Annotated in this window: 21 protein-coding genes and 1 pseudogene; 9 read left to right on the top strand and 13 right to left on the bottom strand. The window is 74.2% G+C overall.

Translation table 11 applies throughout. The features are described from left to right. Positions 1-42: 42 nt before the first annotated feature. From OG335_RS12000 to OG335_RS11985, 4 genes and pseudogenes are all read right to left on the bottom strand, one after another. Entirely contained in the window at positions 43-1038 is a 996-nt protein-coding gene (locus OG335_RS12000) for a right-handed parallel beta-helix repeat-containing protein (protein WP_405015368.1), read from the bottom strand. 54 nt (positions 1039-1092) lie between these two features. After that, a pseudogene (locus OG335_RS11995) lies at positions 1093-1527 on the bottom strand (carbohydrate binding domain-containing protein); the annotation flags it as partial. Between the two features lie 126 nt (positions 1528-1653). Next, positions 1654-2451, bottom strand: a complete 798-nt coding sequence (locus OG335_RS11990) for an SURF1 family protein (protein WP_405011074.1) — start codon at positions 2449-2451, stop codon at positions 1654-1656. A 17-nt stretch (positions 2452-2468) separates the two neighbouring features. After that, the gene (locus tag OG335_RS11985; RefSeq protein WP_405011073.1) at positions 2469-3479 is read right to left on the bottom strand and encodes a DEDDh family exonuclease; all 1011 of its coding nucleotides are present in this window, start codon (positions 3477-3479) and stop codon (positions 2469-2471) included. A 166-nt stretch (positions 3480-3645) separates the two neighbouring features. Between OG335_RS11985 and OG335_RS11980 the strand changes: the two genes are divergently transcribed. From OG335_RS11980 to moaA, 4 genes are all read left to right on the top strand, one after another. Next, positions 3646-4689 carry a zinc-dependent alcohol dehydrogenase family protein gene (locus OG335_RS11980; RefSeq protein WP_405011072.1) on the top strand — a complete coding sequence of 348 codons (1044 nt, stop codon included), beginning with the start codon at positions 3646-3648 and terminating at the stop codon, positions 4687-4689. A gap of 182 nt (positions 4690-4871) precedes the next feature. Continuing rightward, on the top strand, positions 4872-5288 hold the full coding sequence (locus tag OG335_RS11975) for a DUF485 domain-containing protein (RefSeq protein WP_405011071.1): 417 nt from the start codon (positions 4872-4874) through the stop codon (positions 5286-5288). Beyond that, on the top strand, positions 5285-6895 hold the full coding sequence (locus OG335_RS11970) for a cation acetate symporter (RefSeq protein WP_405011070.1): 1611 nt from the start codon (positions 5285-5287) through the stop codon (positions 6893-6895). Before OG335_RS11975 ends, OG335_RS11970 begins: the two co-directional genes overlap by 4 nt. Positions 6896-6995: 100 nt before the next feature. Further along, complete coding sequence (gene moaA, locus OG335_RS11965) at positions 6996-7985, top strand: GTP 3',8-cyclase MoaA (RefSeq protein ID WP_405011069.1); 990 nt, start codon at positions 6996-6998, stop codon at positions 7983-7985. Between the two features lie 160 nt (positions 7986-8145). On the opposite strand, the gene OG335_RS11960 is transcribed toward moaA, so the two are convergent. The 7 genes from OG335_RS11960 to OG335_RS11930 all read right to left on the bottom strand — a co-directional run bounded on the left by OG335_RS11960 (position 8146) and on the right by OG335_RS11930 (position 15748). Further along, a complete protein-coding gene (locus OG335_RS11960) occupies positions 8146-8391 on the bottom strand; it encodes a hypothetical protein (RefSeq protein ID WP_405011068.1) in 246 nt (81 codons plus the stop codon). Between the two features lie 368 nt (positions 8392-8759). After that, positions 8760-9188, bottom strand: coding sequence for a DUF3099 domain-containing protein (locus OG335_RS11955; RefSeq protein WP_405011067.1), 429 nt, complete (start codon positions 9186-9188; stop codon positions 8760-8762). 91 nt (positions 9189-9279) lie between these two features. Beyond that, on the bottom strand, positions 9280-9825 hold the full coding sequence (locus OG335_RS11950; protein WP_405011066.1) for an RNA 2'-phosphotransferase: 546 nt from the start codon (positions 9823-9825) through the stop codon (positions 9280-9282). Between the two features lie 31 nt (positions 9826-9856). Beyond that, positions 9857-11254, bottom strand: coding sequence for a metallopeptidase TldD-related protein (locus tag OG335_RS11945; protein WP_405011065.1), 1398 nt, complete (start codon positions 11252-11254; stop codon positions 9857-9859). After that, positions 11254-12786: a TldD/PmbA family protein gene (locus OG335_RS11940; protein WP_405011064.1), complete on the bottom strand. Its 1533-nt coding sequence runs from the start codon at positions 12784-12786 to the stop codon at positions 11254-11256. Before OG335_RS11940 ends, OG335_RS11945 begins: the two co-directional genes overlap by 1 nt. Positions 12787-12895: 109 nt before the next feature. After that, positions 12896-14533, bottom strand: a complete 1638-nt coding sequence (locus OG335_RS11935) for a serine/threonine-protein kinase (RefSeq protein WP_405011063.1) — start codon at positions 14531-14533, stop codon at positions 12896-12898. A gap of 69 nt (positions 14534-14602) precedes the next feature. Continuing rightward, the gene (locus OG335_RS11930) at positions 14603-15748 is read right to left on the bottom strand and encodes an MBL fold metallo-hydrolase (protein ID WP_405011062.1); all 1146 of its coding nucleotides are present in this window, start codon (positions 15746-15748) and stop codon (positions 14603-14605) included. Positions 15749-16041: 293 nt separating this feature from the next. Here OG335_RS11930 and fabG point away from each other — a divergent pair, with 293 nt between their 5' ends. Together fabG and fabI are read left to right on the top strand one after the other, a co-directional pair. Then, positions 16042-16761, top strand: a complete 720-nt coding sequence (gene fabG / locus OG335_RS11925; protein ID WP_405011061.1) for a 3-oxoacyl-[acyl-carrier-protein] reductase — start codon at positions 16042-16044, stop codon at positions 16759-16761. A gap of 2 nt (positions 16762-16763) precedes the next feature. Further along, positions 16764-17531: an enoyl-ACP reductase FabI gene (gene fabI / locus OG335_RS11920; RefSeq protein WP_405011060.1), complete on the top strand. Its 768-nt coding sequence runs from the start codon at positions 16764-16766 to the stop codon at positions 17529-17531. 165 nt (positions 17532-17696) lie between these two features. Here the strand turns inward: fabI and OG335_RS11915 are convergent, their stop codons facing one another. After that, on the bottom strand, positions 17697-18377 hold the full coding sequence (locus tag OG335_RS11915) for a FadR/GntR family transcriptional regulator (protein WP_405011059.1): 681 nt from the start codon (positions 18375-18377) through the stop codon (positions 17697-17699). Positions 18378-18487: 110 nt separating this feature from the next. On the opposite strand from OG335_RS11915, the gene OG335_RS11910 reads away from it, so the two are divergent. The 3 genes from OG335_RS11910 to OG335_RS11900 all read left to right on the top strand — a co-directional run bounded on the left by OG335_RS11910 (position 18488) and on the right by OG335_RS11900 (position 20534). Then, positions 18488-19753: an MFS transporter gene (locus OG335_RS11910; RefSeq protein ID WP_405011058.1), complete on the top strand. Its 1266-nt coding sequence runs from the start codon at positions 18488-18490 to the stop codon at positions 19751-19753. Positions 19754-19796: 43 nt separating this feature from the next. Next, positions 19797-19919 carry an SGM_5486 family transporter-associated protein gene (locus OG335_RS11905; RefSeq protein WP_405011057.1) on the top strand — a complete coding sequence of 41 codons (123 nt, stop codon included), beginning with the start codon at positions 19797-19799 and terminating at the stop codon, positions 19917-19919. Between the two features lie 87 nt (positions 19920-20006). Beyond that, a complete protein-coding gene (locus tag OG335_RS11900; RefSeq protein WP_405011056.1) occupies positions 20007-20534 on the top strand; it encodes a SixA phosphatase family protein in 528 nt (175 codons plus the stop codon). A gap of 67 nt (positions 20535-20601) precedes the next feature. Here the strand turns inward: OG335_RS11900 and serB are convergent, their stop codons facing one another. Next, positions 20602-21867, bottom strand: coding sequence for a phosphoserine phosphatase SerB (serB, locus tag OG335_RS11895; protein ID WP_405011055.1), 1266 nt, complete (start codon positions 21865-21867; stop codon positions 20602-20604). Between the last annotated feature and the right edge of the window lie 44 nt (positions 21868-21911).

Genomic DNA, 21911 nt, shown 5'->3' with positions numbered 1-21911 from the left:
GGGGGCTCCGGAGGGCCCGGTCGGGTGCGGGCCCCGGCGGCGTCAGCCCACCGGCACGCCCGGGTTCGCCAGGCCGTCACCGCCGGTCACGGTGTTGTCCGCGGTGATCGTGGCCGGGCAGGAGGCCGCCGCGTAGTTCGTGAGGTCGAAGGCGTAGCGCCCGGTGCCGGACGCGCCGGTCAGGTCGGAGCGGTTGGCCCGGAAGACGGTGCCGCAGCCCCAGCCCGCGTACTGGCTGTGCGTCTGGTAGCCGTCGTTGGTGGTGCGGGTGCCCGTGTTGTGCTCGACGACGTAGTCGTTGCCCTTCACGTCGACCCACGAGTCGTCGTAGTTCACGCCGGTGAGGCCGTTGCCGTCGAAGGTGTTGCCCGACACCAGGCCGCCGGTCGTGCCCTCCTTGAGGTCGATGTTCTCGCCGCCGATGTTCGGGCCGATCGTGTTGCCGGTGATCTGCACGTGGTCGCTGCGGTCGGTCAGCGTGTTGGCGGTGCCGACGTACACGCCCTCGCCCTTGCCGTCGCGGGCCGTGCCGGTGTCGTGGACGGTCGAGCCGCGCAGCACGCCGTAGCTGCTCGACGAGCGGAAGTGCACGCCCTCCATGGTGGTGTGGTGCACGGTGACGGCGTCCAGCTCGACGTGGTCGGCCGCGTCCACCATGATCCCCTTCTGGGCGCCGGTGACGGTGACGCCGTGCACCGTCCAGTACGCGGCCCCGTCGAGGTGCAGGCCGTAGCCGCCGCCGGTGGAGGTGGTGAGCACGGCGTTCGGCGAGCCGGTGACCGTGATCCGCGCGGCGGCGGTGCCCGGGGTGGTGGCCTTGAAGTTGCCGGTGTAGGTGCCGTCGGCGAGCCGGATCGTCCGGCCGGGCACGGCGGCGGTCAGCGCCGCCTGGAGCTCCTTGCCGGTGGACACGTCGACGGTGGAACCGCCGGTCGGGCTCGCGGTGGGTGTCGGGGTGGGTGTCGCGGTGGGTGTGGGTGTCGGGGTGGGTGTCGCGGTGGGGGTGGGCGCCGACGTGCCCGGATCGCCGCCGGTCAGTGAGACGTCGTCCACGGCGTAGGCGCCCGAGCCGTACCAGCCGCTCACCGTGACGGTCACCGGGCCGGCCGACGCTCCGGTGGTGAAGGTGCGGGTGAGCCTGGTCCAGGCGGTGCCGCCCGTCCAGGTGGAGACGGAGACGGCGGAGCCGGAGGCGGCCAGCGTGACGTACGGGCCCTTCACCCACGCGGTCAGCGTGTAGGCGGTGTCCGGCCGGAGGGTGACGGTCTGCGAGCACGGCGCGAGGTCGCCGGCGCCCGGGGTGGCGACGAGGGCCCATCCGCCGCCGTGCGGAGCGGCGGAGTCGGCCTGCGAGGTGCCGGAGCAGGTCCAGCCGGTGAGCGAGCCGGCCTCGAAGCCGCCGTTGGTGAGGAGTTCGGCGGCGGCGGCGCCCGCGCGGTCGGGCAGCAGCGCGAGCGCGCCGGCGGCGAGGAGCAGGGGGGCGGCCGCGGCGAGGCCGCGGGCGCGCAGGGACCGGTACTGCGTCATGGGGTCGCTCCGTGTGGGGGTGAGAGCGTGCCGGAAGAGCGGTCGCCCCACACTTTGGACTAGACCATTGAGGCCGTCAACCCCCGTCAACCCCCGTCCGCGCCGGGCCCGTTGCCCGTCGGCCGGTCAGGCCGCGGCGAGCTCCTCGACGGGCGCCGCCGCCGCGAGCGCCGCGGTCCGTTCCTTCTCCTCGCGGCGGGCCAGCACGACCAGGCCGACCGGCACCAGGGCGGCGAAGAGCCACCACTGCACGGCGTACGCCATGTGCGGGCCGATGTCGGAGTGGTTCGGCTCCGCGAGCAGGGTCGGCGAGTCGCCGGCGGCCGGCTCCGAGGAGGCCAGCTCCAGGTAGCCGCCCAGCACCGTGGCCCCGGTGAGCCCGGCCTGCCTGGTGCTGTCGATCAGCTTGAACTGCCGGTCCGGCAGGCCGCCGCGGTCGCGGATGCCGCTGCTCGCCGTGGTCTCGTCCGCCCGCAGCCACCCGGTCGCCGTGACCCGGCCGGCCGGCGGCGCGGCCACCGCCGGGTAGCTGGTCGCGTCGGCACCGGACTCCACCCAGCCGCGGTTCACCAGCACCGAGCCGCGGCCGTCGGCCAGCACCAGCGGCGTCACGACGAAGTACCCGATGCTGCTGCCGCCCGGCTCGGTGCGCCCGCGGATCACGAACTCGTGCGCGGTGTCGTACGCGCCCACCGCCGTCACCCTGCGCCAGGTGAGGTCGCCCGGCACCGTGAAACCCGGCGCGGAGAGCGAGTCGAACGCGACCGGCGACGCCTTCAGGTTGTGGGCGATCAGCGTGTTGCGGGCCACCCGCGCCTCGTGCCGGTGCAGCTGCCAGAATCCCAGCCGGATCATCGCGGGGATCAGCAGCAGCGCGACGAGCGTGATGACCGCCCAACGCCGGGACAGCAGAAATCGGTACACACCCGGCACGCTACGCCCTAGACGTCCGCCGCCCGGACACCGGGGTGGGGTGCGACCTCGCGGAGCAACTGGAGGAAGGCGTCCTCGCCGACCACCGGGGTGCCGAGCTCCCGGGCCTTGCGGGCCTTGCCGCTCCAGCTGCCCGGTTCGTTGGTGACGAGCAGGCTGGTGAGCCGGCTCACCGAGGTCGCGATGTGCAGGCCGGCCTCGACGGCGCGGTCCTCCAGCAGCTCGCGCTCGGTGGCGGTGTCGCCGGTGATGGCCACCCGCATGCCCTGCACCAGCGGCGAGCCGTCCGCCCACCGCCCCGGGTTCGGGTACGGGCAGGCGGGGCGCTTGCGGCTCGGACGGTACGAGGGCGACCACGAGCCGCGGGCCGGCGCGGGCGGGTCGCCCTCGCCGAGGTCGGTCACCGCGACGCAGGTGGTGAGCGGCAGCGCCAGGCCGACCTGCCGGGCCAGCTGCAGGCTCGGCCGGAACGCCTCGGCCAGCACCCGGGCGTCGTCGAGCGCGTTGTGCGCCTGGCGCTGCTGCACGCCGAAGTGCGCGACCAGCGAGGACAGCTTGCCGTTCGGCAGCGGCAGGCCCAGGTCGCGGGAGAGCACCATGGTGCAGAGCCGCTGGTCGACAGGGGCGCTCAGACCGGCCCGGGAGAACTCCCGCGAGAGCATGTTCCAGTCGAAGAGCGCGTTGTGCGCCACCATCACCCGGCCGCGGAGCTTCTCCGCGAGCTCGCCGGCGATCTCCGGGAAGGACGGCGCGTCCGCGAGCATCGCCGGGGTCAGGCCGTGGATCCAGACCGGCCCGGGGTCGCGGTCCGGGTTGACCAGCGTGTACCAGTGCCCGGTCACCTCGCCCTGCGCGTCCAGCTGGTACACACCCACCGACACGACCCGGTCGGAGCGGCCGAGCCCCGTGGTCTCGACGTCGACGACGGCGAACCCGGCGTCGGACTCGGCGGCGGGGCGGGGTGCCGGGAACGGCGTGGGCCCGGACAGGCCGTCCCACGGGGACTGGATCGCATGCATGGTGCACCACTCTAAGGCCGGGCGGCCGCCGCCCAGGGCCGATCGCCGCGGGCGGTGGCCCGCACGGTGCGGGAATAGAGTGGTCGTCGGAGCAGTCGTACAACCTCTCGACCTGCTCCCGGTCGTCAGCACCCCGACGAGACCCCCCTCCCGCGAAGGACAGCCCATGCGCGCCACCGTGATCCACGGCCCCAACGACATCCGGATCGAGGAGGTGCCCGACCCGGTGCTGCGCAAGCCCACCGACGCGATCGTCCGGGTGGTCAACGCCTGCATCTGCGGCAGCGACCTGTGGGCGTACCGCGGCGTCGCGGCCCGGGCGGCGGGCCAGCGGATCGGCCACGAGTTCCTCGGCGTCGTGGAGGAGGTCGGCCCCGAGGTGACCGGCTTCCGGCCGGGCGACTTCGTCGTGGCGCCGTTCGTCTGGTCGGACGGCACCTGCGACCACTGCCGCGAGGGCCTGCACACCTCCTGCCCCGAGGGCGGCTTCTGGGGCGAGGTCGGTTCGGACGGCGGCCAGGGCGAGGCCGTCCGCGTGCCGTACGCCGACGGCACGCTCGTGCAGCTGCCGCGCGAGACGGCCGGCGAGGAGAAGCTGCTGCCCGGCCTGCTGGCGCTCTCGGACGTCATGAGCACCGGTCACCACGCGGCGGTCGCCGCGGGCGTGCGGCCCGGTGCCACCGTCGCGGTGGTCGGCGACGGCGCGGTCGGCCTGTGCGGCGTGCTCGCCGCGCAGCGGCTCGGCGCCGGCCGGATCATCGCACTGGGCCGGCACGAGGCCCGTACCGCGATCGCCCGCGCCTTCGGTGCCACCGACGTGGTCGCCGAGCGCGGCGACGCCGCCGTCGAGGCCGTGAAGGAGCTGACCGGCGGTCAGGGCGCACACGCCGTCCTGGAGGCCGTCGGCACCGCCGAGTCGATGCGCACCGCGATCTCGATCGCCCGCGACGGCGGCGCGGTCGGCTACGTCGGCGTGCCGCACGGCGGCAGCGCCGGCGTCGACCTCGGCCAGATGTTCGGCCGGAACGTGTCGTTGCGCGGCGGGGTCGCCCCGGCCCGCGCGTACATCCCCGAGCTGCTCCCCGACGTGCTCTCCGGTGCCATCGACCCCGGACTCGTCTTCGACCGCACCGTGGGCCTCGACGGCGTGCCGGACGGCTACCGCGCCATGGACGACCGCTCCGCGCTCAAGGTGCGCATCGCGCTCTGACAGGGGCGCGCGACGCGCCGCACCACGCCCGGGCCGAGGGGCGGTACCGCTGCCGCGGTGCCGCCCCTCGGTCGTGCGCGGGCGCTTTTCGGCCAGATCGGGCGGTGCCCGTCCCCGATCGTGCGCAGACGCTGTTCGGCCCCCGCGCGGTGGATCTAGCATGCAGCCGCACCGCACCTGTGATGCCCCTCACACCCCAGCGATCCACCCGTGCACCCGAAGACGTCAGGAGACACCGAGTGGACACCCCACCGGCCCCCGGGGCCGCCGCAGAGGTCCGACGCATCGAGGAGAGCGAGGAGTTCCGCGGCCTCAGGTCGGCCTTCCGCAGCTTCGCCTTCCCCGTCACCGCCGGATTCATCGTCTGGTACCTGCTCTACGTCCTGCTCTCCAGCTACGCGCACGCGTTCATGGCCACCAAGGTGGTCGGTCACATCAACGTGGCGCTGGTGCTCGGCCTGCTGCAGTTCGCCTCCACCTTCGCGATCGCCGCCTGGTACGCCCGCTACGCGGACCGCCGGCTCGACCCGCCGTCCGAGGCCATCCGCACCGCCCACGCGCCCGCCGCCGTCGACGCGCCCCGGGAGGCCGCCGAATGAACGCCCTGGCCACCGCCGCGAGCGACCACCGCGGCATCACCATGACCCTCTTCGGCGTGTTCGTGCTCGCCACGCTCGGCATCACGATCTGGGCCGGCCGGCAGACCAAGGACGCCGCCGACTTCTACGCCGGAGGCCGCGGCTTCACCGGCTTCCAGAACGGCCTCGCCATCTCCGGCGACTACATGTCGGCCGCCAGCTTCCTCGGCATCGCCGGGGCCATCGCACTCTTCGGCTACGACGGCTTCCTCTACTCCATCGGCTTCCTGGTGGCCTGGCTCGTCGCCCTGCTGCTCGTCGCCGAACCGCTGCGCAACTCCGGCCGCTACACCATGGCCGACGTGCTGGCCTTCCGGATGAAGCAGCGCCCGGTCCGCACCGCGGCCGGCGTCTCCACCATCGTCGTGTCGATCTTCTACCTGCTGGCCCAGATGGTCGGCGCGGGCTCGCTCGTCGCCCTGCTGCTCGGCGTCAGCGGCGACGGGGCCAAGCGCTGGACGATCGTCGCGGTCGGCGCCCTCATGGTGATCTACGTCGCGGTCGGCGGCATGAAGGGCACCACCTGGGTGCAGATCGTCAAGGCCGTACTGCTGATCGCCGGCACCGCGCTGATGACCGTCCTCGTGCTCGCCAAGTACCACTTCAACCTCTCCAGCCTCCTCGGGGCGGCCTCCGAGGCCAGCGGCAAGGGCGCGGCCTTCCTCGAACCCGGGCTGAAGTACGGCACCACCGGCACCACCAAGCTCGACTTCCTCAGCCTCGGCCTCGCGCTCGTGCTGGGCACCGCCGGCCTGCCGCACATCCTCGTGCGCTTCTACACCGTGCCCACCGCCAAGGCCGCACGGAAGTCCGTGCTCTGGGCGATCGGCATCATCGGCGGCTTCTACCTGATGACCCTCGCCCTCGGCTTCGGCGCCGCCGCCATCGTCGGCCCGACGGCCATCAAGGCCTCCAACGCGGCCGGCAACACCGCGGCCCCGCTGCTCGCCCAGGAGCTCGGCGGCGGCGCGGGCTCCACCGGCGGCGCCATCCTGCTGGCGGTGATCTCGGCGGTGGCCTTCGCCACCATCCTCGCCGTGGTCGCCGGGCTCACCCTCGCCTCGTCGGCGTCCTTCGCCCACGACCTGTGGGCCAACGTGATCCGGCGCGGCAAGGCCTCCGAGAAGGAGGAGGTGCGCTCCGCCAAGCTCGCCGCCGTGGCCATCGGCGCCGTCGCCATCGTGCTGGCGCTGTTCGCCGACAAGCTGAACGCCGCCGCCCTGGTGGCGCTCGCCTTCGCCGTCGCCGCCTCGGCCAACCTGCCGACCCTGCTCTACTCGCTGTTCTGGAAGCGCTTCACCACCGCCGGCGCGGTCAGCTCCGTCTACGCGGGCCTGATCAGCTCGGTCACCCTGGTGATCTTCTCCACCGTCGTCTCCGGCGGCAAGAACTCGCTCTTCCCGCACAGTGACTTCCACTGGTTCCCGCTGGAGAACCCCGGCCTCGTCTCCATCCCGATCGGCTTCCTCGCCGGCTGGATCGGCACCCTCCTCTCCAAGGAGTCCGCCGACCCGGAGAAGTACGCTGAACTGGAGGTGCGTTCGCTCACCGGGCTCGGAGCCCACTGACCGGACGGGCCCTCGGACGGACACCACCGCATCGTTAGACTGGCCCGGCCCGCCCGCACAGGCGGCCGGGCCACCCGGCTTTCAGGGGAAGGGCGCCGCCATGCTGCTCGACACCTTCGGCCGTCAGGCCGTCGACCTGCGCGTCTCCCTCACCGACCGCTGCAACCTGCGCTGCACGTACTGCATGCCCGAGGAGGGCCTGCAGTGGCTGGCCAAGCCCGACCTGCTGACCGACGAGGAGATCGTCCGCCTGGTCGGCATCGCGGTGCGCGACCTCGGCGTACGGGAGGTCCGCTTCACCGGCGGCGAGCCGATGCTGCGCCCCGGCCTGGTCGGCATCGTCGAGGCCTGCGCCGCGCTCGAACCCCGCCCCGAGCTGTCGCTCACCACCAACGGCATCGGCCTCGCCCGGACGGCCGACGCCCTGAAGCGGGCCGGCCTCGACCGGGTCAACGTCTCGCTCGACACCCTCGACGAGGACGTCTTCCACACCCTCACCCGGCGCCGCCGCCACCACGACGTCATCGCGGGCCTGGCCGCCGCGGAGGACGTCGGCCTCAGCCCGGTCAAGCTCAACGCCGTGCTCATGCGCGGGGTCAACGACCACGAGGCCGCCGACCTGCTCGCCTGGTGCATCGAGCACGGCTACGAGCTGCGCTTCATCGAGCAGATGCCGCTCGACGCCCAGCACGGCTGGGACCGGTCGCAGATGGTCACCGCGGAGGAGATCCTCGACCTGCTCCGCACCCGCTTCGCGCTCACCCCCGAGCCGTCCGCCGCCCGCGGCGCCGCCCCCGCCGAACGCTGGCTGGTCGACGGCGGGCCCGCGCAGGTCGGCGTGATCGCCTCCGTCACCCGGCCGTTCTGCCGGGCCTGCGACCGCACCCGGCTCACCGCCGACGGACAGGTGCGCAACTGCCTCTTCGCCACCGGTGAGACCGACCTGCGCGAGGCGCTGCGCTCCGGCGCCCCCGACGAGCGGATCGGCGCCCTGTGGCGAGCGGCGATGTGGGGCAAGAAGGCCGGGGCGGGCATCGACGACCCGGAGTTCCTCCAGCCCGACCGCCCGATGTCCGCGATCGGCGGCTGACCGGGCCGTACGGTAATTCCCTGCCGTCGGAGGGTTGTTCGGGTACGCTGCCGTCTTCCGGACCGGAGGGGGCGCTGTGGCGCAGGAGACGGGCATGCCCGACGTCGAACGCCGGTACCAGGTGATCCGCCGGCAGCGCTGACCCCGGGGCCGTGCGGCCTCAGCCGGTGAAGCCGTCCAGCGGGACGACCTCCTTGAGGAAGCCGCGCACCCCCAGGAACTGCGCGAGGTGCTCGCGGTGCTCGTCGCAGGCCAGCCAGGTCTTGCGGCGGTCCGGCGTGTGGAGCTTCGGGTTGTTCCACACCAGCACCCACACCGCCGCGCTGCGGCACCCCTTGCCGGAGCAGACCGGCGGGCCCTCGGGGCCGTCGGTACCGCCGAAGAGGCCGAGCGGAGGGGTGTCCATGCGATGCCGTCCTGTCGGGTGCTGCCGGAGTGTTCACGGCCAGTCTCGCACCCGCCGGGCAGCCGCCCGTACGCGGACATGACGACGCCGGGCAGCCACGGGGGGAGCCGCCCGGCGTCGGTCTGTCGCTCCGACGGGGGATGCGGAGCGCGTACGCAGTATGTCACGGCCCGGCCCCGGCGTGGCTAGGTCTTTCATGATTAATCTGAGCTTCCGCTGAGCCTTCTACCGGGCGAAACGCGGCAGAAGCGGACGTAACGGGTGATCGCTCCGGGCACGACTCAGTCCGCCGGGACGGCGCTGTCGGTGACGGCCGGGCCCGCCGTGCCGCCGGATGTTCAGGCCGTGCCGCCCGGGTCGCCGGGTGCTCAGGCCGTGGTGCCCGCATCCGGAGCGCCGGGAGCGTCCGGAGCGCCGGGAGCATTCGGCGCGTCCGGCGCGTCCGCGGGGTGGGCGAAGCCGGCGCCCTCGGGCCGTCCGCCGCCGCCCCGGCCGCCGGGGCCGAGCATCAGCGGGGTCTGCGGCGACACGTCGAAGGTGCTCGGCAGCCCCGGCGCGCGCTCGCGGCCGGCGTTGGCGATCAGCACCGCGAAGTACGGCAGCAGCACGGCCGCGCCCAGCGCCGCGAACGCCACGAAGCGCTGGACGTCCCAGAGCACCACCGCCAGCAGCACGCACACGGTGCGGACAAGCATGGAGATCACGTACCGCCGCTGCCGCCCGCGCACGTCCTCGGTGAGGCTGCTGCGGGCTCCGGTGATCCGGAAGACCTGTCCGTTGCCGGGGCTCTTCGCCATCTCCAACCGCCTTCGTCCGTGCGCGTACCCTCCCACGGGTGCGGCCCCGTTCACGGTACGCCGTGCCGGGGCCGCACCGGAGCCCGGGGGCTCAGGCCGTGCGGAGGTACCGCGCGGGCACCGCGTCGGTGAGCCACACGCCGTTCGCGCTGACGCGGAACTCGTGGCCGTCGGCGGCCATCGCGGCGGCGTCCACCGCCAGCACCACCGGGCGCCCGTGCCGCGAGCCGACCCGCACCGCGGTCCCGGTGTCCACCGACAGGTGGACGTCCCGGCGGCCCATCGGACGGAGTCCCTCGCGGAAGACCGCCTCCAGGACCCGCCCGGTGGTGCCGTGGTACAGCACCGCGGGCGGGTCGGAGGGGGGCAGGCCGAGGTCGACCTCGACGGAGTGCCCCTGGCTGGCCCGGATGGAGAGGCCGTCCTCGGAGAAGGCGAAGCGCCGCTTGTCGTTCGTCGCCACGACGTGGTCCAGCTCGGCCCGGCCGACCCGCACGCCGTGGCGCGCCAGGGCGCCGAGCAGGGTGTCCACCCCGACCCATCCGGCGTCGTCGAGCGTGATGCCGACGGACTCCGGATCGTGCCGCAGGACGCGGGACAGCCGTTTGGACACCCTGACCGTCTGTTTCTCGTCCACTTCTCCCGTCCCCCTCCGAGGGCCGGGCCTCCTACGAGGCCTGGCTGACCGAACTCATGTTGAAGCCCGCGACCCGCACCGGCGGCATCGCGGCGCGCGTGAACCAGTCGCCCCACTCGCGGGGCAGGCAGCGCTCGGTGCGGCCGACCTCGGTGATCCGCCCGAGGATGTCGACCGGCGACTCGTTGAACCGGAAGTTGTTGACGGCGCCCACCACCTCGCCGTTCTCCACCAGGTAGACGCCGTCCCGGGTGAGGCCGGTGAGCAGCAGGGTGGCCGGGTCGACCTCGCGGATGTACCAGAGGCAGGTGAGCAGCAGGCCGCGCTCGGTGCGGGCGATCATCTCGTCGAGGGTCGGCGCCGCGGCCTGGTCGGCGGTCTCCAGCACGAGGTTGTCGACCGGCGGGTGCAGCGGCAGGCCGGTGAGGCCCGCGGAGTGCCGGGTGGTGATGAGGTTGACCAGCTCGCCGTCGCGGATCCAGTCGGTGGCGGTCAGCGGGTGGCCGTTGTCGAAGACCGAGTCGCTGTCGCCCGAGGAGTGCGCGAGGACGAACGGCGAGGCCTCGATGCCGGGTTCGGCCGGGTCGGAGCGCAGCGTCAGCGGCAGCGGGCTGAGCCGCTCGCCGATCCGGGTGCCGCCGCCGGCCTTGGAGAAGACCGTGCGGCCCTCGACCGCGTCCCGGCCGCCGGACGACCAGCTGAGGTAGACGAGCAGGTCGGCGACGGCGGACGGCGGCAGCAGCGCCTCGTAGCGGCCGGCGGGCAGGTCCACCCGCTTGGCGCCCCAGCCGAGCCGGCGGGTGAGGCCGGCGTGCATCGCGGCGACGTCGACGTCGGTGAAGTCGCGGGTGGCGGCGCCGGCCCAGGCGGAGCCGGTGAGGTCGGCGGTCTTGGCGTTCAGCTCGACCGTGCCGGTCGGCTGGTCGTGGCGCAGCCGCAGGCCGGTGGACGTGCCGAGGTAGCTGCTGGTGACCTCGTGCCGGGCGAAGCCGTAGAGGAGTTCGCCGTTGGCGCGGGCCCGGGCGAACGCCTCGCCGAGGGCGGGGGCGAACGCGGAGAACACCTCGGCGGAGGTCTCGGCGGGCGGCGCCGTGAAGTCCGCGGAGGCCGGCCGCGTCGGGATCAGCGGCCCGGCGTCCTCGGCGGGTCCGGCGGAGCGGGCGGCGTCCTCGGCGGCGCGCACCAGGCTCTCGACCTCGTCGAGGGTGACGGCCTCCCGGGAGACCACGCCGGAGGCGGTGCCCTCGGCGCCGTCGACGGTGGCGATCACGGTGAGGCGGCGGCCCCGGGTGACGCCGTTGGTGGTGAGGCCGTTGCCGGCCCAGCGGAGGTTCGCGGTGGAGTCCTCGTCGGCGATGACGACGGTGCCGTCCGCCCGGGAGAGCTCCAGGGCGCGCTCGACCAGCTCGTGGGGCTTGATCCCGCTCATCAGTGACCGGCCTCCTGCTGCGTGTTGAGCACGTTGACGTTGCGGAAGAGAGCGGACGGGCAGCCGTGGCTGACCGCGGCGACCTGTCCGGGCTGGGCCTTGCCGCAGTTGAAGGCGCCGCCGAGCACGTACGTCTGCGGGCCGCCGACGGCGCTCATCGAGCCCCAGAAGTCGGTGGTGGTGGCCTGGTAGGCGAAGTCCTTGACCTGCCCGGCGAGGCGGCCGCCCCGGATCGCGTAGGCGCGCTGCCCGGTGAACTGGAAGTTGTAGCGCTGCATGTCGATCGACCAGGAGCGGTCGCCGACGATGTAGAGGCCGTTCTCCACCTGGGAGATCAGCCCGTCGGTGTCCGGGCCGGCGGCGTCGGGCTGCAGCGAGACGTTGGCCATCCGCTGCACCGGCACGTGCGCGGGGGAGTCGGCGAACGCGCAGCCGTTGGAGCGGCCGAGGCCCTTGAGCTTCGCCATGGCGCGGTCGAGCTGGTAGCCGACCAGGGTGCCGTCCTTGACGAGGTCCCAGGACTGCGTGGCGACGCCCTCGTCGTCGTAGCCGATGGTGGCGAGGCCGTGCTCGGCGGTGCGGTCACCGGTGACGTGCATCAGGCCGGAGCCGTACGCGAGCGAGCCGAGCTTGTCGAACGTGGCGAAGGAGGTGCCCGCGTAGGCGGCCTCGTAGCCGAGGGCGCGGTCGAGCTCGGTGGCGTGGCCGATCGACTCGTGGATGGTCAGCCACAGGTTGGACGGGTCCACCACGAGGTCGTAGCGGCCGGCCTCGACGGTCGGGGCCTTCATCTTCTCGGCGAGCAGCGTGGGCAGTTCGGCGAGTTCGGCGTCCCAGTCCCAGCCGGTGCCGCGCAGGTACTCGAAGCCGCGGCCGGCCGGCGGGGCGATGGTGCGCATCGAGTCGAAGGCGCCGGTGCGCTCGTCGACGGAGGTCGCCTCCAGCCACGGGTGCAGCCGGACGCGCTGCTGGGTGGTGACGGTGCCCGCGGTGTCGGCGTAGAACTTGTTCTCCTGCACCGTCAGCAGGGCCGCCGTCACGTGCGAGACGCCGTCGGCGGCGAGGAGCCGGCCGCTCCAGTCGGCGAGCAGCGCGGTCTTCTCCGCGTCCGGCACGTCGAAGGGGTTGACCTCGTACGAGGACAGCCACACCGCGTCCGCGTGGACGGGCTCGTCGGCGAGCTCCACGACGTCGTGCGAGCCGGCTGCGCGGCTGATCCCGCCGGAGAGGCGGGCCACCGCGACGGCCTGCTCGGCGACCCGCGCGGCGGCGTCGACGGTCAGGTCGACACCGGCGGCGAAGCCCCAGGCGCCGTCGAGCAGCACCCGGACGGCGAAGCCCAGCTGCACGGTGTCCGAGGTGCCGGAGGGCCGGGCGTCACGCAGCCGCCAGGCGGCGCTGCGCACCCGTTCCAGCCGGAAGTCGGCGTGCGTGACGCCGAGTTCCCGGGCCCGGCCGAGCGCGGCGTCGGCGAGCGTGCGCAGCGGATAGCCGAGGAACAGCGGGTCGACGGCGCGGGGTGTGGGCGGCATCGGGCTCCCTGGGTCGTACGGTCGGGGTCGTCGGGTGCCCCGCGCAGGGGCACCCGATCGCATCATGGCCCGTCGCGGGGCCGACGGGCCAGCGGATTACCACGGCGTGTCAGCCCGGGTTCAGCGAGGCGTCGATGTCGGCGTACAGCTGCTGGTTGGCCGGGGCCGGGTCGGTCTTCTGCTGCTCCCGGTGGTTCCACACGAAGCTGACGGTGAAGTGCAGCACCCGGCCGTCGCGCACCATGTACTGCTCCATCGCCTCGTCGGCCTGGACGCTCTGCAGGCACGGGTACTGGTCCTCCGCGCGGGTGCTGTACGCGTACTCGATCGCCGAGCCGTCGACGTCGCCGTGCAGCACCGACTGCGGCCCGTGCACCACCCGTACGTGGAACCGCTCGGGCGCCGGGTGGGAGTCGCCGCAGAACGTGCCGATGCCCTTGCTCACCTCGGCGAGCCGCGCCGCGGCGTACTGCGCCGCCGACCGGACGGCCTTGCCCTCGTCGCGGAGCTGGATCTGCACGAGCGTGTCGGGGCTGCTCCAGTTCGCCTCGTCGGCGCCGATCCGGGCGATGTAGCCCTCCGGGACGGCGATGCCGATGCCGAGGGAGGCCACCGACCGCGCGGTGAAGCCGGCCGGGACGGTGCGCGGCTCCGGCGTGGAGTCGCGGCCGAGGGCCAGCCAGCCCGCCGCGCCGGTCGCGGCGAGGCAGGCCGCCGTCACGGCGGCGAGTGCGGGTCGGCTGCTCCGGATCCGGCGGAGCAGCCGGTGGCCGCGGTCGGCGGGGGCGCCGACCGGGGAGGCGCCGGCCGCGGTGGCAGGTGCGCCGGAGGTGGCCGCGGCGCGCAGCCGTACGGTGCGGCCGGCCTCGACGGTCTCGGTCGGGGTCCGGTCCGGCGGGGCGACCGGTGCGGCCGGGGCGGCGAACAGTGCCACGGCCTGGGCCGCGGTCGGCCGCCGCTGTGGGTCGCGCTCCAGCAGCGCGGTCACCGGCCCGGTGAGCGCGCCGGCCCGGCGGGGCGGCGGCAGGGGGTCCTGTACGACGGCCAGCAGGGTGCCCTGCGCGGACTGCCGCCGGTAGGGGTGCACGCCCTCCAGGGCCTCGTACAGCACCAGGCCGAGCGCCCACAGGTCGGCGGCCGGGCCGGGCCGCAGGCCGGCGACGCGTTCGGGGGAAAGGTACGGCAGGGAGCCGACGACGGAGCCGGTGCGGGTCAGGTCGGTGCCGCCGTCCAGCTGGGCGATGCCGAAGTCGGTGAGGACCAGTTCGCCCGCGGGGGTGCGCATGACGTTGGCGGGTTTGACGTCCCGGTGGACGATCCCGGCGGCGTGCACCGCGGCGAGGGCGGAGGCGAGCTGCCGGCCGATCGCGGCGGCCTCGGCGACGGTGACGGTGCCGGAGGCGAACCACGCCTCCAGGCTCTCGCCCTCGATCAGCTCCATCACGAGCCAGGGCAGGCCGCCGACGGTCTCGATGTCGTGCACCCGCACGATGCCGGGGTGGCGCAGCCGGGCCGCGGCCTGGGCCTCGCGCTCCATGCGGCGGCACAGTTCGTCGCGGGTGCGGTCGTCGACGCCCGGCGGCAGCTCCGGCTCCTTGAGGGCGACCGGGCGGCGCATCCGCTCGTCGGCGGCCCGCCAGACGGTGCCCATGCCGCCGCGGCCGAGCCGCTCCTCCAGCCGGTAGCGGCCGGCGAGCAGCGCGCCCGGCCCGATCCGGCCGGTCGCCGGCCCCCCGAAGTCGTCCATGGCGCACCATCCTGGCGTGCCCCGCCCCGGGCCGTCAGCCCGGGGCGGGGAACCGGTGTCGGCGGGGCGTCAGGCGACCGTCTCCCACCAGCCGTCGAGCTCCTGCGGCTGGTCGACGTCGACCCGCTCGCCGGGCCGCGGCACGACGAGCGGCACCGCCTGCGCCTTGGCCTCGACGAGCAGCCGCTCGATCGGCTCGGACCACGGGTGCAGGCCGAGGTTGAAGGTGCACCAGTGCACCGGCACCAGCAGGCCCGCGCGCAGCTCCCGGTGGGCGCGGACGGCGTCCTCGGGCGTCATGTGGATGTCGGCCCAGGCGTCGTCGTACGCGCCGATCTGCACGAGGGCGGCGTCGAACGGGCCGTGCTGCTCGCCGATCGCCGCGTAGCCCTCGAAGTAGCCGGAGTCTCCGGTGTAGTAGACCTTGCGGCTCGGGCCGGCGATCACCCACGAGCCCCAGAGAGTGGTGTTGCGGGTGGTGCCGCGGCCGGAGAAGTGGTGCGCCGAGGTGAGCGTGAGGGTGAGGTCGCCCAGGGTGCAGGTCTCGTCCCAGTCGAGCTCGATGATCCGGTGCTCGGGCACGCCCCAGCGCCGCAGGTGGCTGCCGATGCCCAGCGGCACCAGGAACGGCGCCGACTGCAGGGTGACCAGGCGCTTCACGGTGGCCATGTCGAGGTGGTCGTAGTGGTCGTGCGAGATCAGCACGGCGTCGACCGGCGGCACCTCGGCGAGGTCGGACGGCACCGGGTGCAGGCGCTTCGGGCCGACGTGCGCGGAGGGCGAGCAGCGGTCGCTCCAGATCGGGTCGAGCAGCACCCGGCTGCCCTGGACCTCGACGAGCACCGAGGCGTGCCCGTACCAGACGATCTCGACGCCCTCGGCGGCCGCGGCGCCGTGCCGCGGGCGGACGGTCGGCACCGGCAGCGCGGGCACCCGGCCCTCGCGGTCGAAGAGCATCCGGCGCACGGTCTCCGAGCTCGGCGTGCCGGGGGCGGCCGCGCCGGCCACCTCGGACGGGGCGTTGTGGAAGACGCCGTCGCGGTACTGCGGGGAGCGGCCGATGCGCTCCTCGCGGGCGCCGTCGGGGCGTCCGCCGAACGCCGCGGGCAGGTCGCGCAGGGCCCATGCGGCGGTACCCACGGCCGCGGCCAGGGCGGTGAGGGTCAGCAGGCGGCCGCGCCGCCCGGTCGTCCTGGGGGGCTGTGCCTCGGTCATCCGTGCTCCCGCTTCCTTGTCACCGACCGTGTGCCGGGCCTCGCTCTGCGCGCCGCGCGTGATGCGTACGCCCAGAGGGCAACGGGTACGGCGGTGTCGGTTGTTCCCGCACCGGGGGGCCGTTGTCGGGATGTCACAGTTCCCGCCGGACGGACCTGTGGGACGTCGATTCGTCGCGGGCCGACAGGGACCGATAGCGTCACAGTGCGTACGCGTCACGGCGTACCGCAGCGGCCCGGCGGCCACCGGCCGCCTCCCGACGGGCCCAGCCAACCAGGGAGAGAGGTGGATCGTTGAGCCGCTCGGTTCTCGTCACCGGAGGCAACCGGGGCATCGGCCTCGCGATCGCCCGCGCCTTCGCGGAGGCAGGCGACAAGGTCGCCATCACCAGCCGTTCGGGCGACGTCCCGGCGGAGCTCGCCGCCCACGAGGTGATCGCCGTCAAGTGCGACATCACCGATGCCGCCCAGGTCGACGCGGCCTTCGCGGAGATCGAGGAGAAGCACGGCGCGGTCGAGGTGCTGGTCGCCAACGCCGGCATCACCAAGGACACGCTGCTCCTGCGCATGTCCGAGGAGGACTTCACCTCCGTCGTCGACACCAACCTCACCGGCACCTTCCGCGTGGTCAAGCGCGCGGCCGCGAAGATGCTGCGCGCCCGCAAGGGCCGCGTCGTGCTGATCTCCTCGGTGGTGGGCCTCACCGGCTCGCCCGGCCAGGCGAACTACGCGGCCTCCAAGGCCGGCCTGGTGGGCTTCGCCCGCTCGCTCTCCCGCGAGCTGGGCTCGCGCAACATCACGATCAACGTGGTCGCGCCCGGCTTCGTCGACACCGACATGACCGCGGTGCTCAGCGACGAGCGCCGCAAGGAGATCGTCGCCGGGGTGCCGCTGGGCCGTTACGCCCAGCCCGCCGAGGTGGCCTCCGCGGTCCGCTTCCTCGCCTCCGACGAGGCCGCATACATCACCGGAGCCGTCGTTCCCGTCGACGGCGGATTGGGCATGGGGCACTGACCATGAGTGGAATCCTTGAGGGCAAGCGCATCCTGATCACGGGTGTGCTGATGGAGTCGTCCATCGCGTTCCACACCGCGAAGCTGGCCCAGGAGCAGGGTGCCGAGATCATCCTCACCGCGTTCCCGCGGCCGAGCCTGACCGAGCGCATCGCGAGGAAGCTGCCGAAGCCGGTGAAGGTGCTGGAGCTGGACGTGTCCAGCGACGAGCAGCTGGCGGGCATCGCGGAGCAGGTCCGCGAGCACCTGCCGACCCTCGACGGCGTCGTCCACTCGATCGGCTTCGCGCCGCAGGACGCGCTCGGCGGCAACTTCCTGAACACCCCGTGGGAGTCGGTCGCGACCGCGATGCAGGTCTCGGCGTTCTCGCTGAAGTCGCTGACCACGGCGCTGCTGCCGCTGATGCAGGACGGCGGCTCGGTGGTCGGCCTGACCTTCGACGCGCAGTTCGCGTGGCCGAAGTACGACTGGATGGGCCCGGCGAAGGCCGCGCTGGAGGCGACCAACCGCTACCTGGCGCGCGACCTCGGCGAGCGGAACATCCGCTGCAACCTCATCTCGGCGGGCCCGATCGGGTCGATGGCCGCGAAGTCCATCCCCGGTTTCGGCGAGCTGGCCGACACCTGGAACCAGCGCTCGCCGCTGAAGTGGGACCTCAACGACCCGGAGCCGGCCGGCCGCGGCGTCGTCGCCCTGCTGTCGGACTGGTTCCCGAAGACCACCGGCGAGATCGTGCACGTCGACGGCGGTCTGCACGCCATCGGCGCCTGACGTCCGCCGCCCGCGGGGGCGGCCACGGCGGCGCGGGGAGCCCGGCTCCCCGCGCCGCCGTTCGCGTGTCCCGGGGACGTCCGCCGGGGACGTCCCGCGGGGCCTGCCGCCGGTGTCGGCCGAAGGGCCGGCCGGTGGTGTCGGCCGCGGTGTCAGCCGGTGGTGTCAGCCGGTCGTGTCGAGGGCGCCGCAGGCGCCGATGGCCCGGCCCGCCTCGGCGGAGGCGCGGACGGCGTCCCCGGCGCGGACGGCGTCGAGGATGCCGTCGTGCGGCACGTACCGCTCCGGGACCAGCTCGGGGCCGACGTCGCGCCGCAGGTGGGCGCGCATGACCTCGCCGAGGTCGGCGTAGACGGCGGCGATCACGTCGTTGTGCGCGGCGGCCACCACGGCCTGGTGGAAGGCGGCGTCGGCCTGCACGAACGCCTCCGGGTCGCCGGACCGCCAGGCCCGGTCGCGCCGGTCGAGGGCGGCCGAGAGCAGCTCCAGGTCGGCGGCGGTGCGCCGGGCGGCGGCGAGCCCGGCGGCGGACATCTCCAGGCTGGCGCGGAGTTCGGCGACCTGCTCCTGCGCGGCGTCGGCGAAGCGGCGGTGCATCACGCCGGCGAGTTCGCTGGTGGCCTGCACGTACGTGCCGGAGCCCTGCCGGATGTCGAGCAGGCCGTTGTGCGCGAGGGCGCGGACGGCCTCGCGGACGGTGTTGCGGGCGACCCCGAGCTGTTCGACGAGCTCGGCCTCGGTGGGGATGCGGGAGCCGACCGGCCACTCGCCCGAGGTGATCTGGGCGCGCAGCTGTGCGATCACCTGATCGGACAGCGGTGTGCGGCGGGTGGTCGACAGTGCCACGGGGACTCCTGATCCTGTGTCGGGGGCCTCAGACCCTAGCCGTTCCGGGCTTCGGCCGTGTTCCGTCGAACCGGGTGCATCAATTCATCCCATCATTCTATGATGGGCCCATGTCGACCGCAGCAGGGCCTGCCGCCCCCACCCGCGCCGAGGCCCCGCCGTCCGCGCCCGCCCGCCCCCGACCCGCCGCCTGGCTCCTCGCCGCCGCCGTCGCCCTCGCGGCCGTCAACCTGCGGCCCGTCGTCACCAGCCTCGGCCCGCTCCTCGACGACGTCCGGGCCGACCTCGGCATGAGCGCGGGCGTGGCCGGCCTGCTCACCGCCGTCCCCCCGCTCTGCTTCGCCGTCTTCGGCCTCGCCGCCCCCGGCCTCGCCCGCCGGATCGGCCCGATCGCCGCGATCGCCGCCGGCATCGGGGCCGTCACCGTCGGCGTGGCCGCCCGCGCCTTCGCCGGCGGCACCGCGGCCTTCCTGCTCCTCACCGCCCTCGCCCTGGCCGGCGTCGCGCTCGCCAACGTGCTGCTCCCGGTCGTCATCAAGCGGTACTTCCCCGACCGGGTCGGCCCGATGATCGGCCTCTACTCGATGGCCCTGTCGGTCGGCACCGCCGTCGCGGCCGCCGCCACCGTGCCGCTCACCGGCGCCCTCGGCGGCAGCTGGCGGGCCGGCCTCGGCCTCTGGAGCGTGCTCGCCGCCGCGGCCCTCGCCCTCTGGCTCGCCCTCGCCCTGCGCCGCCGCGAAGGCGGCGAGAACGCCGGCCGGGCCCGGGCCCGCCGCCTGCCGATCGCCCGCTCCGGCACCGCCTGGGCGCTCGCCGTCTTCCTCGGCCTCCAGTCGACCGGCGCGTACGCCACGATGGGCTGGCTCCCCAAGATCTACCAGGACGCCGGCGTCCCCGACGCGACCTCGGGCATCCTCCTCGCCCTCGTGATGGCCGTCAGCGTGCCCGCCTCCTTCGTCCTGCCCAACCTCGCCGTCCGCCGCGGCGACCAGCGGCTGTTCGTCGTCGTGCTCGGCCTGTGCGGCATCGCCGGCTACACCGGCCTCGCCCTCGCCGCGGGCACGGCGTCCTGGCTGTGGGCCTGCCTGATCGGCCTGTCGATGTGCGCCTTCCCGCTGGCACTCACCATGATCGGCCTGCGCGCCCGCACCCCCGGCGGCGTCGCCCAGCTCTCCGCCTTCGCTCAGAGCGTCGGCTACCTCATCTCCATCCCCGGCCCGATCCTGGTCGGCGGCCTCTACCAGGCCACCGGCCGGTGGTACCTGCCGCTCGGCCTGCTCGGCCTGCTGCTGCTCCCGCAGATGCTCGTCGGCAGCCGCGCGGGCCGCGACCGGCACATCGAGGACGAGGTGCCGGCCGTCCCCGCCCCGGCCTGACCCCGGTTTCGGCGCGCAGCCGTCCGGATGCGACACTCGGCCCATGCCAGTGCTCGAACCGGATCCGCAGGACGGCCAGAAGAAGCTCCTCCAGCTCATGGGGGTGATCGCCGGCGTGGTCGTGCTCGTCGCCGTCGTCGCGATGATCGCCGCCCGGATCGGCTGACCGCGGCAGGGCCCGGCGGCACACCCGGGGGTGGCGACGACCGGGACCACGCGCCCGACGGCGCATTTTCTGCAAAGCTCTAGGGGTATGAGCGCCGACACACCCCGAAGGATCATCGTCTTCCGTCACGCCAAGGCCGACTGGCCGAACCAGGTGCCCGACCACGACCGGCCGCTGGCCGACCGCGGCCGCCACCAGGCGCCGGAGTCGGGCCGCTGGCTCGCCGACTCCGGCATCAACCCCGACTACGTGCTCTGCTCCTCCTCGTTGCGCACCCGCGAGACCTGGAAGCTCGCCGCGCACGAACTGCCCAAGCGGGCCCGGCGCACGGTCTACGAGGACCGCGTCTACGAGGCCGCCCCGGGGGAGATCATCGCGGTGATCCAGGAGACCCCGGACGAGTTCGCCGACCTGATCCTCGTCGGCCACAACCCCGGCGTGCTCGGTCTCACCCAGGTCCTCGCCGGGGACGAGGGGGACCGCGACGCGCTCAACCGGCTGCGCCTCACCAGCTTCCCGACGTCGGCCGTCGCGGTGCTGAGCTTCGCGGGCCCGTGGAAGTCCGTCGAGCCGGGTGTCGCCAAACTGGAGTCGTACCACACGCCGCAGGACTGACCGCGGCGACGGCACGAGGGGCGGCGGGGAGCTCCGGCCCCCGCCGCCCCTCGCGCCGCCGGTGCGGTCAGTCGCCGGACGGTGCGGTGCCGTCGTCGAGCTCGTCGGCGGCCTCGACCTCGTCACGGGTGATGCCCAGCAGGTAGAGCACGGTGTCGAGGAACGGCACGTTCACCGCGGTGTGCGCCGCCTCGCGGACCACCGGCTTGGCGTTGAAGGCCACGCCCAGGCCGGCCGCGTTCAGCATGTCGAGGTCGTTGGCGCCGTCGCCGATCGCGACCGTCTGCGCCAGCGGCACCCCGGCCTGCTCGGCGAACCGCGCCAGCCAGCGGGCCTTGCCCGCCCGGTCCACGATCTCCCCGGTGACGCGCCCGGTGAACTTCCCGTCCGCGACCTCCAGGGTGTTGGCCGCCGCGAAGTCCAGCCCCAGCTGCTCCACCAGGTGGTCGGTGACCTGGGTGAACCCGCCGGAGACGATCGCCACCTGGTAGCCGAGCCGCTTCAGCGTGCGGATCAGTGTGCGGGCGCCCGGGGTCAGCCTGACCTCGGAGCGGACCTTCTCCACCACGTCGGCGTCCAGCCCGGCCAGCAGCGCCACCCGGGCCCGCAGCGACTCGGCGAAGTCCAGCTCGCCGGCCATCGCCGCGGCCGTCACCTCGGCGACCTTCTGCTCGCAGCCCGCGTGCGCGGCGAAGAGCTCGATCACCTCGTCCTGGATCAGCGTCGAGTCGACGTCCATCACGACCAGGCGCTTCGCCCGGCGGTGCAGGCCCGCGCCCACCACGGCGATGTCGACGCCCAGCGCGGACGCCGCCGGGGCCAGCCCGGCCCGCAGCCGCTCGGTCGGCAGGCCGGAGACGGCCAGCTCCACCGCCGTCACCGGGTACTTCGCGAGCCGGAACACCCGGTCGATGTTGCCGCCCGCCTCGCTGATGCGGCCCGCCAGCGCGGCCACCGCCTCCGCGGTCAGCGGGTGGCCGAGCACGGTCACGTGCGAGCGGCCCTCCCGGCGGGGCCGGTTGTCGCCGGTGCCGGAGATGACCTCGGCCTGGAGCTTCAGCGACTCCGCCCAGCGGTGCACGGTCACCCGCAGCCCGCCCTCGGCGCCCGGCGAGTCCGGCGGCGTCACCAGGACGCACAGCGTTATCCGGCCACGGGTGACGACCTGCTCGATGTCGATCACGTCGACGCCGAACCCGGCGAGCGTCGCGAACAGGCCCGCGGTGATACCGGGGCGGTCCTTGCCGAACACCTTGACCAGCAGGGTGCGCTCGTCGTCGGTCCGCGGCTGCGGGGCGGGGAGGGGCTCTGCGGCCGGATCAGTCACGTTCATGGTGCCTCCCACGCTACCCGGCCCGTCCCGGGCGCCACGTCCCG

Origin of the sequence: Kitasatospora sp. NBC_01539, assembly GCF_045040525.1 — a bacterium.
Lineage (GTDB): Bacteria > Actinomycetota > Actinomycetes > Streptomycetales > Streptomycetaceae > Kitasatospora.
This window is presented reverse-complemented; position numbering and strand designations above follow the sequence as displayed.

Bases quoted from the DNA above. Each gene is read 5' to 3' on its own strand.
- OG335_RS11985 (WP_405011073.1), bottom strand. From the start codon at position 3,479: ATGCATGCGATCCAGTCCCCGTGGGACGGCCTGTCCGGGCCCACGCCG.
- fabI (WP_405011060.1), top strand. From the start codon at position 16,764: ATGAGTGGAATCCTTGAGGGCAAGCGCATCCTGATCACGGGTGTGCTG.
- OG335_RS11905 (WP_405011057.1), top strand. From the start codon at position 19,797: ATGCCAGTGCTCGAACCGGATCCGCAGGACGGCCAGAAGAAGCTCCTC.
- OG335_RS11970 (WP_405011070.1), top strand. From the start codon at position 5,285: ATGAACGCCCTGGCCACCGCCGCGAGCGACCACCGCGGCATCACCATG.
- serB (WP_405011055.1), bottom strand. From the start codon at position 21,867: ATGAACGTGACTGATCCGGCCGCAGAGCCCCTCCCCGCCCCGCAGCCG.
- OG335_RS11900 (WP_405011056.1), top strand. From the start codon at position 20,007: ATGAGCGCCGACACACCCCGAAGGATCATCGTCTTCCGTCACGCCAAG.
- OG335_RS11940 (WP_405011064.1), bottom strand. From the start codon at position 12,786: ATGCCGCCCACACCCCGCGCCGTCGACCCGCTGTTCCTCGGCTATCCG.
- OG335_RS11955 (WP_405011067.1), bottom strand. From the start codon at position 9,188: ATGGCGAAGAGCCCCGGCAACGGACAGGTCTTCCGGATCACCGGAGCC.
- OG335_RS11935 (WP_405011063.1), bottom strand. From the start codon at position 14,533: ATGGACGACTTCGGGGGGCCGGCGACCGGCCGGATCGGGCCGGGCGCG.
- OG335_RS11975 (WP_405011071.1), top strand. From the start codon at position 4,872: ATGCCCCTCACACCCCAGCGATCCACCCGTGCACCCGAAGACGTCAGG.
- OG335_RS11910 (WP_405011058.1), top strand. From the start codon at position 18,488: ATGTCGACCGCAGCAGGGCCTGCCGCCCCCACCCGCGCCGAGGCCCCG.
- moaA (WP_405011069.1), top strand. From the start codon at position 6,996: ATGCTGCTCGACACCTTCGGCCGTCAGGCCGTCGACCTGCGCGTCTCC.
- OG335_RS11960 (WP_405011068.1), bottom strand. From the start codon at position 8,391: ATGGACACCCCTCCGCTCGGCCTCTTCGGCGGTACCGACGGCCCCGAG.
- OG335_RS11945 (WP_405011065.1), bottom strand. From the start codon at position 11,254: ATGAGCGGGATCAAGCCCCACGAGCTGGTCGAGCGCGCCCTGGAGCTC.
- OG335_RS11930 (WP_405011062.1), bottom strand. From the start codon at position 15,748: ATGACCGAGGCACAGCCCCCCAGGACGACCGGGCGGCGCGGCCGCCTG.
- OG335_RS11980 (WP_405011072.1), top strand. From the start codon at position 3,646: ATGCGCGCCACCGTGATCCACGGCCCCAACGACATCCGGATCGAGGAG.